Origin of the sequence: Leifsonia sp. 1010 (assembly GCF_031455295.1) — a bacterium.
Taxonomy (GTDB): domain Bacteria; phylum Actinomycetota; class Actinomycetes; order Actinomycetales; family Microbacteriaceae; genus Leifsonia.
In genome coordinates this window covers 146,941-162,235 of record NZ_JAVDSL010000003.1, presented here as the reverse complement: position 1 = coordinate 162,235, position 15,295 = coordinate 146,941, and the positions used below count along the sequence as shown (strand labels likewise).

Below are 15,295 nucleotides of genomic sequence, written 5' to 3'. Positions count from 1 at the left end.
GTTACGGTGGCAGGGTGACCACGAAGGCGGGCGGACGGCGGCGATGGACCCTCGCCGCGTGCGTCGTGCTCGCTGCGGTCGCCCTCGTCGCCGTGGCGTTCCAGGGAGCGCCGCAGTTCAGCGGGCCGCGGATGTTCCTGCCGCCCGGCCCCGTCCGGACGCAGGCGCCGGCGCCGCAGCAGTCGGGCAGCCCGGCGCCGCGCGGGACCGCGCACGAGGTCCGCATCGACCTCTCGTGGCTGCTGGTCGCGCTCGTCGTGCTCGCCGTCATCATCGGCCTGGCGCTGCTCTGGCGCCTGCGTCGCCGTCCGTCGCGGCCGCTCGAACTTCCTCCGCTCGACACGGTCGGCGTGGCGGATACCTCCGAGGTGCACGCCGACCAGGGGCCGGAGCCCGAGCCGGAGCAGGTGCGCCGCGGACTCGACCGCGCCGCTGAGGTTCTCGCAGAACCGCGCGAGCCGCGCGACGCGATCGAGGCCGCCTGGGTGGGGCTGGAGGAGGGCGCCGCCGATTCCGGCGTCCGTCGCCTCCCCGCCGAGACGCCCGCCGAGTTCGCCGCGCGCGTCGTCGCCCGCGTGGCGGCCGACCGCGACGCCGCAGCCCGGCTGCTCGCCCTGTACCTGCGCGCGCGGTTCAGCAGCGCGCCCGTGACCACCGACGACGTCGCAGCCGCCCGGGACGCGGTCGAGGCGCTGCGGGCATCCTGGAGCGTCGCGTCCGGCGGCCGGTCGAGCACCCGGGAAGGCGGCCGGCGATGAGCACACGAGACGGCCGCCGAACGCCCCACTCGGAGCGGCTTGCCCGGCGCGGCGACGGCCGGCAGCGGGTCGCGCCGCGCCCGAAGCGCCTCCCGCCGCGCCTACTGCGCCGTCTGATCCTGAGCGCCCTGCTGGGGGTCGCGGTCGGTCTGGCGGCCTGGTCGCTCGGGATGGACGAAGCCCACGCAACCGGCCTCGGGGCGGCGGCCCTGGCGTTCGCGGCCTGTCTGTCGGCCCTCGGCGAGGCGGCCGATCTGACCTGGGCGCCGGCCGCGCCGCCGCTCCGCCCCGGGTCGCGACGGGATGTCGTCGCCCTCGGCTGGTCGCTCAGCTCGCGCGGCGGCCGCGCGTCGCCGGAGGGGCTGCGCGCCCTCCGTTCGGTCGCCGAGCGCGCCCTCGCCCTGCGCGGGCTCGACCTGGAGGATCGCGCGGCGGATGCGCAGTTGGAAGCGCTCCTCGGCCCCGACATCCTCGCGCTCCTCCGTCGCGGGTCCGTCGTCACGTCGCCGCGGACCTCGCAGATCTCCGCCGTGCTCGACCGCCTCGAGCAGCTCGTGCCTCAACACAGTCTGTCCACCGCTCGTACCCCCACCGCCCACTCGCCCGAGGAGCCGACCCGTGCCCGCTGACCCCCGCACCGCATCCACCACCACCGCATCCCCGTCGGACGCATCCGCTTCGCTGCCGGTCGACGAGGTCGCCCGGCTCGGCGCGGCCGTGCTCGATCGGGTCGGGAGCGTCGTGGTCGGGATGCGCGAACCGCTGCGGATCGCCTTCGCCACGATCCTGGCGGGCGGCCACGTGCTGTTCGAAGACGTGCCCGGCCTCGGCAAGACCCTCGCCGCCCGCAGCATCGCGGCGGCCGTCGGACTCGACTTCCGCCGCCTCCAGTGCACGCCCGATCTGCTTCCGTCCGACATCACCGGGTCGTTCGTGTACGTGCCGAGCAGCGGCGACTTCGAGTTCCGGCCAGGACCGGTGTTCACGGGCCTGTTCCTCGCCGACGAGATCAACCGCACCTCGCCCAAGACGCAGTCCGCGCTGCTGGAGGCCATGGCCGAGGGGCAGGTGTCGGTCGAGGGCCGCAGCTTCCTCCTCCCGTCGCCCTTCCACGTCGTCGCGACGGCGAACCCGATCGAGTCGGAGGGCACGTACGCGCTTCCCGAGGCGCAGCTCGACCGGTTCATGGTGCGGCTCGGCGTCGGCTACCCGGACGAGGCGGGGGAGTCGCGCGTCCTGCTCTCCCGCGTGGCGCGGCGGCATGAGGTCGCCACGGTCGAGGCGGTCATCGACGCGGCGACGCTCGCGGCCATGCAGGCGGGCGTCGAGGCGGTGGATGTGGATGCGGACATCGCCGCGTACTGCGTCCGCCTCGCCGCAGCCACCCGCCGGCACCGGTCCGTCGAGGTCGGGGCGTCCCCGCGCGGTTCGCAGGGCCTCCTCCTCGTCGCGCGAGCACTGGCCGTGCTCGATGGGCGCGACTTCGTCATCCCCGACGACGTGAAGGCGGTCGCCATCCCGGTGCTCGCGCACCGGCTCACCTTGACGGTGCAGGCGTGGACGGGCGGCGTTCGTGCGGAGCAGGTCGTCATGGAGGTGGTCAACACCGTGCCGGGACCGCCCGCGGTCGGGACGGCGCAGCGCTCGGCGGCGGAGTCGCGCGCGTGACCGCCCCGGCACACGGCGCGAGGTTCCGGTGACCGAGCGAGCAGCGACCGCCACGCGGGTCCGGTGGATGCCCAGCCCGGCGCTGGCGGGCGCGATCGTGGTCGGAGTGATCGGCGTCGTCGCCGCCTTCGTCATGTCCCGGCTCGAACCGGCGCTGATCGGCATCCCGCTGCTGCTCTCCGCGGCGTGGGGATGGGACCGCCGGCCGGCCGGGTCCGTCGACCCGGTCGAGATCACCACGGCTGTGACCGTTGAGGAGGCCGCCCGCGGCGCCGTCGGCGACGCGACTCTCGGCGTCCACGTCGCCGTCTCCGCCGGCCAGCGTCCGGACGCCGCGCACCTCCGCCTGGGCCTGGGCGGCGCCACACCCGTCGAGGCGGTCGTCACCCCGCGGACGGCCGCCGACCTCCGGAGCGAGGTTCCCATCGTGCACTCCGGTCCGCAGCGCGTCGCCGCGGTCGAGGCGCGCGCCCTCGGCGCGGACGCGGCCTGGGCGAGCGCACCCACGGACGAGGCCGCGGTCGAACGGGTGGTGCGGCCCCGGCGCGCGCCCCTCCGCAGCCTCCCCCTGCCCGCGCGGCTGCTCGGGCTGACGGGGCAGCACATCTCCACGCGTCCGGGCGACGGCGGCGAGTTCCGCGACATCGACCTGTTCCATCCCGGCGACCGGCTGCGGCGCATCGACTGGAAGGCCACGGCGCGCGCCGGTCGCGGAGTCGACCTGTACGTCCGGCGCACGACGGCGACCTCGGACGCGGCCGTCCACCTCGTGCTCGACGCCCGCGATGATGTCAGCGCGGTCGTCGCCGACTGGTCGCGTGCGTACCCGCGGCCGGCCGTGTCGTCGCTCGACCTCGCGCGCGAGGCCGCTTCCTCGCTCGCCGCCGCCTACGCGGGCGCGGCCGACCGGATCGGGTTCGACGACCTGGGGGAGTCGCGCCGCGTGCTCCCTCCGCGGGCCGGCGCTCGGCACCGGGAGCGTGTGCTGCGGGCGATCGAGGCGACCGCCGCGAACGGGGCGCCGTTCACGCGGGTCCGTTCTCCGCGGCTCGCCCCCGGCTCGATCGTGTTCGTCCTGTCGACCTTCCTCGACGATCAGCCCGTGACGCTCGCGCTCACCTGGCGTGCCGCCGGCCACCGGGTGATCGCGGTCGATGTGCTCCCGGCTCGGGATGGGCGCGAGCTGCCCGCCCGCGACCGCCTGGCCCTGCGCACCATCGAGCTCGAGCGCTCCCTCCGCCTCGAGCAGCTGCAGTCGGGCGGTGTCGAGCTGCTCGTCTGGCAGGACGCTGCGCTGCGCGAGGCGGCGCTGCGGGTGCTGGCCTCCGCACGGGCCCGACGGTGAGCCGCGACGACGCGCGGCCGGTGAACAGGCCCGCGACCCTGGTCGGCACACCATCCGGGTCGTCGACGCCGGCGCCGGTGCTCGGCGTACGGACCGTCCCCGCCTGGTCGGTGCGCGTGCTCTTCGCCGCGATCGCGCTGGTGCTCGTGCTGGTGGGCGTGCCCGAGGGCCCGTGGACGGGCATCGCCGCCCTCCTGGTCGGGGTCTCGGTGTGGCGGCCGCGCTGGCTGACCGCCTGGGTGCTCATCGGGGTGCTGCTGCTGTCCTCCCTCGTCGAGCCGGGCACGCTGACTCCGCGAGTGCTGGGCCTGATCGCTGGTGCCCACGCCCTCCACCTGCTGGGCGGATGGATGCTGGCGCTGCCCGCCGCCGCCCGCCTCCAGCCCGCGGTGCTGCTTCCTTCTCTGCGTCGCTTCGTGCTCATTCAGGTGCCGGCCCAACTCGCCGCCGTCGTCCTGTTCGTGGTCCGTGGCGCGGGCACCGCGTCGAGCGTGCCTGTCCTCGCGGCCGTTTCCGGCATCGCCCTCGCCGCGCTGGTCGGCCTGCTGCTCCCCGTTCTGCTCCGCCGCGCGCCGCGCTGAGCAGCGTGAGCCCGCTCATCCAGCCGTCGAGGGTTGGAATGTCGGTGGTCGCGCCTAGGCTCGAGCCTGCACGGGATGACCGCGCCATCCAGGGTAGAATCGAACACACGTTCGACCTGGCGAACGGGTGCGCGGTGGGCGAACAGCCCCGATTTCCCAGCATGGATGGCGGAGAATAGAGCGAGTGAGCAGCGGGCGAGTGAACAGCGATCGGGTCGGCGAATCCGGCAACATCAGCAGGGTGACGGGGTCGCACCTCAGCGTGCGCGGGGCACGCGTGCACAACCTGCACAACGTCGACCTCGAGATCCCGCGCGACTCGATGGTGGTCTTCACGGGCCTGTCCGGATCCGGCAAGTCGTCGCTCGCGTTCGACACGATCTTCGCCGAGGGGCAGCGCCGTTACGTCGAGTCGCTGTCCGCCTACGCCCGGCAGTTCCTGGGCCAGGTGGACCGCCCGGACGTCGACTTCATCGAGGGCCTCAGCCCTGCCGTGTCGATCGACCAGAAGTCGACCAACCGCAACCCGCGGTCGACGGTCGGCACGATCACCGAGATCTACGACTACATGCGTCTGCTGTGGGCGCGCATCGGCGTCCCGCACTGTCCGATCTGCGGGGAGCGCATCCAGCGTCAGACCGTCCAGCAGATCGCCGACCAGCTCATGGAGCTCGAGCCCGGCACCCGCTACATGGTCGTCAGCCCGGTGGTGTCGCAGAAGAAGGGCGAGTTCGTCGACCTCTTCAAGGAGCTCGCGGCGAGCGGGTACTCCCGCGCCCTGGTCGACGGCGAGCAGATCCAGCTCTCCGACCCGCCGACGCTGAAGAAGCAGTACAAGCACGACATCTCGGTCGTCGTCGACCGCCTCGTCGCCGGCCCGGACATCCTCGGCCGGCTGACCGACTCCCTCGAGACGGCGCTGCGCCTGACCGACGGTCTCGTGCAGGTCAACTACGTCGATCGTGAGGGGCCCGCGGCCTGGCAGAACTTCAGCGAGAAGCTGTCGTGCCCCAACGGCCACCCGATCCAGCTGACCGAGATCGAGCCGCGCACCTTCTCGTTCAACGCCCCGTTCGGCGCGTGCCCCGAGTGCTCCGGCCTCGGCACGCGCATGTCGGTGGATGACGAGCTCCTGCTCGGCGACGACGAGCTCAGCATCGCCGAGGGCGTCATCGTGCCGTGGACCACGCAGGGCAAGGGTCTCTTCAACTACTACGAGAAGCTGCTCGACGGCCTCGCCCGCGACCTCAAGTTCTCGCTCAAGACGCCGTGGAAGAAGCTGCCCCAGAACGTCCGGGACGCGGTGCTGCACGGCGACAACTTCGAGGTCAAGGTGCGGTGGAAGAACCGCTACGGCCGCGAGATGTCGTACACCTCCGGCTTCGAGGGCGTCGTGCCGTACATCGAGCGCCAGTACCTGCAGGCCGAGACGGACACGCAGCGCGCCCGCTGGGCCGAGTACCTGCGCGAGGTGCCGTGCCCCGTCTGCGGCGGCAAGCGGCTCAAGCCCGAGGTGCTCGCCGTGCTGGTCCACGGCAAGAGCATCGCCGATGCGTCGCTGCTCAGCCTGAGCGACGCCCGCAACTTCATGGAGAAGCTGCACCTGACGGAGCGCGAGCAGAAGATCGGCGCCCAGGTCCTGCGCGAGATCAAGGTCCGGCTCGACTTCCTCATCCAGGTCGGCCTCAGCTACCTCGACCTGGCCCGCGCGGCGGGCACCCTCTCCGGCGGCGAGGCGCAGCGCATCCGCCTGGCGACCCAGATCGGCTCCGGCCTGACCGGCGTGCTGTACGTGCTCGACGAGCCCAGCATCGGCCTGCACCAGCGTGACAACCGGCGTCTCATCGACACGCTCGTCGCCCTGCGCGACCTCGGCAACACGCTGATCGTGGTCGAGCACGACGAGGACACCATCCGCACCGCCGACTGGATCGTCGACATCGGCCCCGGCGCCGGTGTCAACGGCGGCCACGTCGTGCACTCCGGCTCCTACGACGACCTGCTCACGAACACGGACTCGCTGACCGGCGACTACCTCGCGGGCCGGCGCGAGATCGCCATCCCGTCCAAGCGCCGCAAGGTCGACAAGAAGCGGATGATCCGCGTCGTGGATGCGGAGGCCAACAACCTGAAGAAGGTCACGGTCGACTTCCCGCTCGGCACGTTCGTAGCGGTGACCGGTGTCTCCGGTTCGGGCAAGTCGTCGCTGGTCAACGACATCCTGTACCGGGTGATGGCCAACAAGCTCAACGGCGCCCGCAAGGTGCCGGGGAAGCACCGGACCGTCACCGGTCTGGAGAACCTCGACAAGGTCGTCCACGTCGACCAGGCGCCCATCGGCCGCACCCCACGGTCGAACCCGGCGACCTACACCGGCGTCTTCGACCGCATCCGCAACCTGTTCGCCGAGACGCCGGAGGCGAAGACCCGCGGCTACCTGCCCGGCCGGTTCAGCTTCAACGTCAAGGGCGGACGCTGCGAGGCGTGCTCGGGTGACGGCACGATCAAGATCGAGATGAACTTCCTGCCCGACGTCTACGTCGCGTGCGAGGTGTGCGGGGGAGCGCGGTACAACCGCGACACCCTGTCCGTGCACTACAAGGGCAAGAACATCGCCGAGGTGCTCGACATGCCGATCAGCGAGGCGGCGGAGTTCTTCCGCCCGATCTCGGCCATCCACCGCTACCTTCAGACCCTCGTCGACGTGGGCCTCGGCTACGTCCGGCTCGGGCAGAGCGCGACGACCCTCTCCGGCGGCGAGGCGCAGCGCGTGAAGCTCGCGACCGAGCTGCAGCGCCGGTCGAACGGCCGCAGCGTGTACGTGCTCGACGAGCCGACGACGGGTCTCCACTTCGAGGATGTGCGCAAGCTGCTGCTGGTGCTGAACGGCCTGCTCGACAAGGGCAACACGGTGATCGTCATCGAGCACAACCTCGACGTCATCAAGTCGGCCGACTGGATCATCGACATGGGTCCGGAGGGCGGCGCCGGCGGCGGAGAGGTCATCGCGACCGGCACACCCGAGAAGGTCGCCGAGACCCCGGGCAGCCACACCGGCTTCTTCCTCAAGGAGATCCTGCAGGGCGAGTCCGCCCGGGGCGCCGCGTAAGAGGCGCGATGGCAGACACGGTCAGCTACCGGCCGAAGGCCGGCGAGATCCCCACGCAGCCGGGGGTGTACCGGTTCCGTGACAAGAACCGGCGCGTGCTCTACGTGGGCAAGGCGAAGAACCTGCGCGCGCGGCTGAGCAACTACTTCCAGCCGCTGCGCAGCCTCCACGAGCGGACCCGCCGCATGGTCACCACCGCGGCGAGCGTCGAGTGGACGGTCGTCGGCACCGAATACGAGGCGCTCCAGCTGGAGTACACCTGGATCAAGGAGTTCAACCCGCCCTTCAACGTCAAGTTCCGCGACGACAAGACGTACCCGTACCTGGCGGTGACGCTCGGCGACCGCATCCCGCGGGTCATGATCACGCGCAACCGCAACATCAAGGACGCGCGCTACTTCGGCCCGTACACGAAGGTCTGGGCGATCCGCGAGACGGTCGACCTGATGCTGAAAGCGTTCCCGATGCGGAGCTGCTCGGACGGCGTCTACCGTCGCGCGGAGCTCACCGGGCGTCCCTGCCTGCTCGGTGACATCGGCAAGTGCGCTGCGCCGTGTGTCGGCAGGATCTCGCCCGGCGACCACAAGTCGCTCGCGATCGACTTCGCCTCCTTCATGGCGGGCAACGACAGCGGCTACCTGCGCGACCTGAACGAGAAGATGAAGCAGGCGGCCAGCACGATGGACTACGAGTCCGCCGCGCGCCACCGCGATGCCATCCAGGCGCTCGAGGGAGTGCTCGGCAAGAGCGCCGTCGTGCTGCCGGAGACCATCGACGCCGACGTCTTCGGTATCGCCCACGACGAGCTGGCCGCGGCCGTGCAGCAGTTCATCGTGCGTGGCGGCCGTGTCCGCGGTGTGCGCAGCTGGGTGGTCGACAAGGAACTCGACATGGACCTCGGCGAACTGGTCGAGACGGTCGTGCAGAACGCGTACGACGGGCCCGACGCCCCGCCGCGCGAGATCATCGTGCCCGAGCTGCCGGACGACACGGCGGAGCTCGAGCAGTGGCTGACCCAGCGTCGCCGCGAGACGCCCGACCCGTCCGCCGCCCGCGGCCGCCTCACGGGGCGTGTCGAGCTGCGCACAGCGCAGCGCGGCGACAAGGCCGCCATCGCGCAGACGGTCGAGATGAACGCAAAGAACGCGCTCATCCTGTACAAGACCCGGCGGAGCTCGGACTTCGTCGCACGGTCGAAGGCGCTGAACGACATCCAGGACGCCCTCGGCATGGACGACGCCCCGCTCCGGATGGAGTGCTACGACGTCTCGCATCTCAGCGGCACGAACATCGTGGCGTCCATGGTGGTCTTCGAGGACGGCCTGCCGCGCAAGGACCAGTACCGCCGGTTCAGCATCCCTGAGTCGACCGATGACACGGAGTCGATCTACCAGGTCATCACGCGCCGTCTGGCGTACCTGAAGGATGCGCCCGCCGCGGCGGGCACCGCACCCGCCGTCGACGAGGAGACCGCCCTCGACGCAGAAGGTGCGGCCGGTGCGGATGAGATCGTGGATGCCGCCGAGAGCCGCCGCCGCAAGTTCTCGTACCCGCCGAACCTGCTGATCGTCGACGGTGGCCAGCCGCAGGTCGCCGCGGCGAAACGCGCGCTCGACGAGTCCGGCGTGACCGGCATCCAGCTCGCGGGCATCGCGAAGCGCCTGGAGGAGATCTGGCTGCCGGACTCCGACTTCCCGGTGATCCTTCCGCGCAACAGCGACGCGCTGTTCCTCATCCAGCGGCTCCGCGACGAGGCGCACCGGTTCGCGATCACGTACCAGCGGGCGCGCCGCAAGCGCGACATCGGGACGGTGCTGGGCGAGATCCCGGGCCTCGGCCCGTCGCGGGTGAAGGAGCTGCTCAAGCACTTCGGCTCGGTCGCCCAGCTGCGCAAGGCCACGCCCGAGCAGATCGCCGAGGTGCGCGGGGTCGGTCCGACCCTCGCGACGGCGATCTTCGAGCGGCTCGCGGAGGGCGGCAGTCGCTAGGCTGGGGGCACACCACAACGGAGGAGACCGGACGATGGCCACCGACGGCGACACAGTCGCGAAAAACGCCGAGCAGCAGGAAGTCCTCATCGTCACCGGGATGTCGGGCGCCGGCCGCTCGACGGTCGCCAATGCGCTGGAGGACCTCGACTGGTACGTCGTGGACAACCTCCCGCCGCAGATGCTGCGCCCGCTGATCGAGCTCGCCAACAGGGCCGAATCGGGGCTGCCGCGTATCGCCGCGGTCGTCGACGTCCGGGGGCGCAACTTCTTCGTCGATCTGCGCGACATGATCCAGAGCCTGCGCGAGGGCACCAAGGTGCGCGTGCTGTTCCTGGAGGCGTCCGATGCCGTGCTCGTCCGCCGGTTCGAGCAGGTGCGCAGGCCGCACCCGCTGCAGGGTGACGGCACGATCCTCGACGGCATCTCGGCGGAGCGTACGCGGCTGCGCGAGATCCGGGAGTCGAGCGACATCATCGTCGACACCACCGACCTCAACATCCACCAGCTCGCGACCAACATCACCGACACCTTCGCGGCCGAGGACGCGGCCGACGTGCAGGTGACGGTGATGAGCTTCGGGTTCAAGTACGGGCTCCCCGCCGACGCCGACATGGTCGCCGACGCGCGCTTCCTGCCCAACCCGTTCTGGAATCCCGAACTGCGGCCGCACACGGGCCTCGAGGAGATCGTCAGCGACTACGTGCTCGCGCAGGACGGCGCCGACGAGTTCATCCAGGGATACGTCTCGGCGCTCCGCCCGATCATGTCCGGCTACCAGCGCGAGAACAAACGGCACGCTCTGATCGCGATAGGCTGCACTGGCGGAAAGCACCGGTCCGTCGCGATTGCGGAAGAGCTCGCGGCGCGGTTGCGGAGTTTCCCCGGTCTGTCGGTCAACACCAAGCACCGCGACCTCGGCCGTGAATGATCCCGGCCGCCCCATCCACGGCATCACCCCCGCCTTGAGACAGTAAGGAATCCGATTGGCTCTCACCGCCGACGTCAAGGACGAGCTCACGAAGGTCGAGGTCAGCAAGACCACGGTCCGGGCAGCAGAACTGGCCACCATCCTCCGGTTCTCGGGCGGTCTGCACCTCATCGGCGGCCGGATCGCGGTCGAGAGCGAACTCGACACCCCGGAACTCGCCCGGCGGGTGCGGAAAGACCTCGCCGAGCTGTACGGCGTCCGCAGCGAGGTCTCCGTCATCTCCGCGTCCGGGCTGCGTCGCAGCAGCCAGTACCTCGTCCGCGTGCTCGAGGGCGGCGAGACGCTCGCCCGGCAGACCGGCCTGCTGGATGCGCGGCGCCGCCCGATCCGCGGCCTCCCGAACCGCCTGACCACCGGCTCCCGCGACGAGCTCGCCGCCGTCTGGCGTGGAGCATTCCTCGCCCACGGCTCGCTCACCGATCCGGGCCGCTCCGCCGCCCTCGAGGTGACCTGCCCCGGCAACGAGGCCGCCATGGCGCTCGTCGGCGCCGCCGGCCGCCTGGGCATCGCGGCCAAGGCCCGAGAGGTGCGCGGCGTGCACCGCGTCGTCATCCGCGACGGCGAGGCCATCAGCGCCATGCTCGTCGCGATGGGCGCCCTCCAGACCGTCACCAACTGGGAGGAGCTGCGGCAGCGCCGTGAGGTGCGCGCCAACGCCAACCGCCTGGTCAACTTCGACGACGCCAACCTGCGCCGCTCGGCCCAGGCCGCCGTCGCCGCGTGCGCGCGCGTGGAGCGGGCGCTCGAGATCCTCGGTCCCGACGTCCCGCAGCACCTGCGCTACGCGGGGGAGCTGCGTCTCGCCCACCGCGACTCCAGCCTGGACGAGCTGGGTCACCACGCCGACCCGCCCATGACCAAGGACGCGGTCGCCGGCCGCATCCGCCGCCTGCTCGCGATGGCGGACAAGCGCGCGAGCGACCTCGGCATCCCCGGCACGGAGGCGAGCCTCCCCGCCGATCTGGACGAGGTGTAAGTTTCGACGGGGAACGTGCGGCCGGAAGGAAGCATCCGACGGCCGCCCGGGTTGCCCTTACTAGACTCGACGAGTCGCTCGAATCACAACAACAGTGGAGATGAGTAATGGCTGACTACACGCTGCCGGACCTTCCGTACGACTACTCGGCTCTTGAGCCGAACATCAGCGGCCGGATCATGGAGCTGCACCACGACAAGCACCACAAGACGTACGTCGACGGCGCGAACACCGCCCTCGCGAAGCTGGCCGAGGCGCGCGACGCCGACGACCTGACCTACGTCAACAAGCTCGAGAAGGACCTCGCGTTCAACCTCGCCGGCCACGTCAACCACACCGTGTTCTGGAACAACCTCTCCCCGGACGGCGGCGACAAGCCGGTCGGCGAGCTGGCCGCAGCGATCGACGAGTTCTTCGGGTCGTTCGACAAGTTCCGCGCCCACTTCACGGCGTCGGCGCTCGGCATCCAGGGCTCCGGCTGGTCGATCCTGGCCTGGGACTCGCTCGGGCAGAAGCTCATCATCGAGCAGCTGTACGACCACCAGGGCAACCTCGCCGCGGCGACCGTCCCGCTCCTCATGCTCGACATGTGGGAGCACGCCTTCTACCTCGACTATGTCAACGTGAAGGCCGACTACGTGAAGGCGTTCTGGAACATCACCAACTGGGGCGATGTCAATGACCGCTTCGTCCGCGCGCGCGAGAAGACCGCGGGTCTGCTGCTACTGTCGTAGGCGGGTGGGCGTCCCGGGAGGGAGCCTCCCGGGACGCCGCCGTCCGCAATCAACACCTGACAAAGCGCGCCGTCCGGCGCCCATCGAGTAACTGGAGACATCTGTGTCCGTAAAGATCGGAATCAACGGGTTCGGTCGCATTGGTCGTAACTACCTGCGCGCCGCCCTGGCGAAGGGCAGCGACCTCGAGGTCGTCGCGGTGAACGACCTCACCGACAACAAGACGCTCGCACACCTGCTCAAGTACGACTCCATCACGGGCCGTCTCGACGCGACGGTGGAGCTCGACGGCGACAACATCGTCGTCAACGGCAACCCGATCAAGGTCCTCGCGGAGCGCGACCCCGCCAACCTCGGCTGGGGCGACCTGGGCGTCGACATCGTCATCGAGTCGACCGGCCGCTTCACCAAGGCCGACGACGCGCGCAAGCACATCGAGGCGGGCGCCAAGAAGGTCATCATCTCGGCTCCGGCCACCGGCGAGGACGCCACGTTCGTCATGGGCGTGAACGAGCACCTGTACGACCCGGCGTCGCACAACATCATCTCCAACGCGTCCTGCACCACGAACTGCCTCGCGCCGCTCGCCAAGGTGTTCAACGACGAGTTCGGCATCGAGCGCGGTCTGATGACCACGGTCCACGCCTACACCGCCGACCAGAACCTCCAGGACGGCCCGCACTCCGACCTGCGCCGCGCCCGCGCCGCCGCGATCAACATCGTCCCGACCTCCACTGGTGCGGCGAAGGCCATCGGCCTCGTCCTGCCGGAGCTCAAGGGCAAGCTCGACGGCTTCGCGCTCCGCGTCCCGGTCCCCACCGGCTCCATCACCGACCTCACGGTCACCGCTTCGCGTCCGGTCACGGTCGACGAGGTCAAGGCGGCCTACAAGAAGGCGGCGGAGGGCCCGCTGAAGGGCATCCTCAAGTACACGGAGGACGAGATCGTCTCCTCCGACATCGTCTCCGACCCGCACTCCTCGATCTTCGACTCGGGTCTGCTGCGCGTCATCGGAGACCAGGTGAAGCTCTCGAGCTGGTACGACAACGAGTGGGGCTACTCCAACCGTCTCGTCGACCTGACCGAGTACGTCGCCGAGCGCCTCTAAGCGCAGGGAACCGACGTGACGCTCCGCACTCTCGACTCACTCGGTTCGCTCGCCGGCAAGCGGGTCGTCGTCCGCTGTGATCTCAACGTGCCCCTCGATGGCTCGAAGATCACGGACGACGGTCGCGTGCGAGCGTCGATTCCCACGCTGAACGCCCTGATCAACCAGGGCGCGAAGGTGGTCGTGATCTCCCACCTGGGACGCCCCGAGGGCGCCCCGGATGCGAAGTACAGCCTGGCGCCGGTCGCCCAGCGGCTCTCGGAGCTGCTGGGCGCGCCGGTGACCTTCGCCAAGGACACCGTCGGCGGCGGTGCCGAGGAGGCCGTGAACGGCCTCGACGACGGCGACGTCGCCCTGCTGGAGAACCTCCGGTTCAACCCGGGGGAGACCTCGAAGGACGAGGCGGAGCGCCGTGCCTTCGCCGAGAAGCTGGCCGCCTTCGGCGACGCCTTCGTCTCGGACGGCTTCGGCGTCGTGCACCGCAAGCAGGCGAGCGTCTACGAGCTCGCCCAGCTGCTGCCGAGCGCGGCCGGGACGCTGATCCAGGCCGAGCTCGAGGTGCTCGACCGTCTGACCGAGAACCCGGAGCGTCCCTACGCGGTCGTCCTCGGCGGATCAAAGGTCTCGGACAAGCTCGGCGTCATCGGTCACCTGCTCCCCAAGGTGAACTCGCTGCTGATCGGCGGCGGGATGCTGTTCACCTTCCTGGCGGCCAAGGGCCTGAAGGTCGGGTCGAGCCTCCTCGAGGCCGACCAGATCGACACCGTGAAGGGCTACCTGGCGAAGGCCGAGGAGCTCGGCGTGGAGCTGGTCCTCCCGCGCGATGTCGTGGTGGCCTCGAAGTTCGGCGCCGACGCGGAGCACGTGGTGCGCCCGGTCGACGCGATCGAGGACACCGACTGGGGCGACAAGGGCCTGGGGCTCGACATCGGCCCGGAGACCGCCGAGCTGTTCTCGGAGTACGTCCGCGGAGCGCGCACGGTGTTCTGGAACGGCCCGATGGGCGTGTTCGAGCTGGCGCCGTTCGCGGCGGGCACGAAGGCGGTCGCGCAGGCTCTCACCGAGGTCGACGGCCTGAGCGTCGTCGGAGGTGGCGACTCCGCAGCGGCCGTGCGTGCGCTCGGATTCCGCGACGACCAGTTCGGTCACATCTCGACGGGCGGAGGCGCGAGCCTCGAGTTCCTCGAAGGCAAGCGACTCCCCGGACTGGAGGTCCTCGGATGGCAGCAGTGAGCCCCACGGTGCGGCGCGTCCCGCTCATCGCCGGCAACTGGAAGATGAACCTGGACCACCTCCAGGCGATCGCGTTCGTGCAGAAGCTCGCGTGGACGCTGAAGGACGCCAACCACGACTTCTCGGCGGTGGAGGTGGCGGTCTTCCCGCCGTTCACCGACCTGCGGAGCGTGCAGACGCTGGTGGCGGCCGACAAGCTGCCGCTCGCCTTCGGCGGACAGGACGTCTCGGAGCACGAGTCGGGTGCGTACACCGGCGAGATCTCGGCCGCGTTCCTCGCGGCCCTGGAGTCGCGGTACGTCATCATCGGTCACTCGGAGCGGCGCACGCTGCACGCCGAGACCGACGAGCAGGTCGCCGGAAAGGTGGCCGCCGCGCTGAAGCACAACATCGCCCCGATCATCTGCGTCGGCGAGACGGCGGAAGACCTCGAGACCCACGGCGCGAGCGCCGTGCCGGTCGCGCAGCTCCGCGCCGCGCTGTCGCGCGTCGACTCGGCCGCCGACTTCGTCGTGGCGTACGAGCCGGTCTGGGCCATCGGCTCCGGCCAGGCGGCGACGCCCGAGCAGGCGGAGCAGGTGGCGGCTGCGCTGCGTGCGGTCATCGCCGAGGTGCTGGGCGACGATGTCGCGGCCAAGACGCGCATCCTCTACGGTGGTTCGGTGAAGTCGGGCAACATCGCCGGCTTCATGCGCGAGCCGAATGTGGACGGCGCCCTGGTCGGCGGTGCGAGCCTCGACGTGAACGAGTTCGCCGCGATCGTCCGGTATCAGAAGCACGTCGGTCTCTGAGGGCTCCTGCCGG

At 70.6% G+C, this 15,295-nt stretch carries 13 protein-coding genes; all 13 read left to right on the top strand.

The window, feature by feature from the left end:
* Positions 1-14: 14 nt before the first annotated feature.
* The 13 genes from J2Y42_RS14345 (at position 15) to tpiA (ending at position 15,282) form a co-directional block, all read left to right on the top strand.
* Positions 15-758 carry a DUF4129 domain-containing protein gene (locus tag J2Y42_RS14345; protein WP_309859899.1) on the top strand — a complete coding sequence of 248 codons (744 nt, stop codon included), beginning with the start codon at positions 15-17 and terminating at the stop codon, positions 756-758.
* Positions 755-1,387: a hypothetical protein gene (locus tag J2Y42_RS14340; RefSeq protein WP_309859897.1), complete on the top strand. Its 633-nt coding sequence runs from the start codon at positions 755-757 to the stop codon at positions 1,385-1,387. Before J2Y42_RS14345 ends, J2Y42_RS14340 begins: the two co-directional genes overlap by 4 nt.
* On the top strand, positions 1,377-2,426 hold the full coding sequence (locus J2Y42_RS14335; RefSeq protein WP_309859895.1) for a MoxR family ATPase: 1,050 nt from the start codon (positions 1,377-1,379) through the stop codon (positions 2,424-2,426). The genes J2Y42_RS14340 and J2Y42_RS14335 overlap by 11 nt, the downstream gene beginning before the upstream one ends.
* A 28-nt stretch (positions 2,427-2,454) precedes the next feature.
* On the top strand, positions 2,455-3,771 hold the full coding sequence (locus J2Y42_RS14330) for a DUF58 domain-containing protein (RefSeq protein ID WP_309859893.1): 1,317 nt from the start codon (positions 2,455-2,457) through the stop codon (positions 3,769-3,771).
* Positions 3,768-4,352, top strand: a complete 585-nt coding sequence (locus tag J2Y42_RS14325) for a hypothetical protein (protein WP_309859891.1) — start codon at positions 3,768-3,770, stop codon at positions 4,350-4,352. The genes J2Y42_RS14330 and J2Y42_RS14325 overlap by 4 nt, the downstream gene beginning before the upstream one ends.
* Positions 4,353-4,551: 199 nt before the next feature.
* A complete protein-coding gene (gene uvrA / locus J2Y42_RS14320; RefSeq protein WP_396427162.1) occupies positions 4,552-7,461 on the top strand; it encodes an excinuclease ABC subunit UvrA in 2,910 nt (969 codons plus the stop codon).
* A gap of 8 nt (positions 7,462-7,469) precedes the next feature.
* Entirely contained in the window at positions 7,470-9,449 is a 1,980-nt protein-coding gene (gene uvrC / locus J2Y42_RS14315) for an excinuclease ABC subunit UvrC (protein ID WP_309859889.1), read from the top strand.
* A 34-nt stretch (positions 9,450-9,483) separates the two neighbouring features.
* Complete coding sequence (rapZ, locus tag J2Y42_RS14310; RefSeq protein ID WP_309859886.1) at positions 9,484-10,380, top strand: RNase adapter RapZ; 897 nt, start codon at positions 9,484-9,486, stop codon at positions 10,378-10,380.
* A gap of 55 nt (positions 10,381-10,435) precedes the next feature.
* Positions 10,436-11,416 (top strand): DNA-binding protein WhiA, encoded by a 981-nt coding sequence (gene whiA, locus J2Y42_RS14305; RefSeq protein ID WP_018191144.1) that lies wholly within the window; start codon positions 10,436-10,438, stop codon positions 11,414-11,416.
* A gap of 107 nt (positions 11,417-11,523) precedes the next feature.
* Positions 11,524-12,150 carry a superoxide dismutase gene (locus tag J2Y42_RS14300; protein ID WP_309859884.1) on the top strand — a complete coding sequence of 209 codons (627 nt, stop codon included), beginning with the start codon at positions 11,524-11,526 and terminating at the stop codon, positions 12,148-12,150.
* Between the two features lie 103 nt (positions 12,151-12,253).
* Positions 12,254-13,258 carry a type I glyceraldehyde-3-phosphate dehydrogenase gene (gap, locus tag J2Y42_RS14295; RefSeq protein ID WP_309859882.1) on the top strand — a complete coding sequence of 335 codons (1,005 nt, stop codon included), beginning with the start codon at positions 12,254-12,256 and terminating at the stop codon, positions 13,256-13,258.
* 15 nt (positions 13,259-13,273) lie between these two features.
* Positions 13,274-14,491: a phosphoglycerate kinase gene (locus tag J2Y42_RS14290; protein WP_309859879.1), complete on the top strand. Its 1,218-nt coding sequence runs from the start codon at positions 13,274-13,276 to the stop codon at positions 14,489-14,491.
* Complete coding sequence (tpiA, locus tag J2Y42_RS14285; RefSeq protein ID WP_039731453.1) at positions 14,479-15,282, top strand: triose-phosphate isomerase; 804 nt, start codon at positions 14,479-14,481, stop codon at positions 15,280-15,282. The genes J2Y42_RS14290 and tpiA overlap by 13 nt, the downstream gene beginning before the upstream one ends.
* The last annotated feature ends 13 nt before the right edge of the window (positions 15,283-15,295 follow it).

Coding starts and splice junctions, on each gene's coding strand:
- uvrC (WP_309859889.1), top strand. CDS start 7,470: ATGGCAGACACGGTCAGCTACCGGCCGAAGGCCGGCGAGATCCCCACG.
- tpiA (WP_039731453.1), top strand. CDS start 14,479: ATGGCAGCAGTGAGCCCCACGGTGCGGCGCGTCCCGCTCATCGCCGGC.
- rapZ (WP_309859886.1), top strand. CDS start 9,484: ATGGCCACCGACGGCGACACAGTCGCGAAAAACGCCGAGCAGCAGGAA.
- J2Y42_RS14340 (WP_309859897.1), top strand. CDS start 755: ATGAGCACACGAGACGGCCGCCGAACGCCCCACTCGGAGCGGCTTGCC.
- J2Y42_RS14300 (WP_309859884.1), top strand. CDS start 11,524: ATGGCTGACTACACGCTGCCGGACCTTCCGTACGACTACTCGGCTCTT.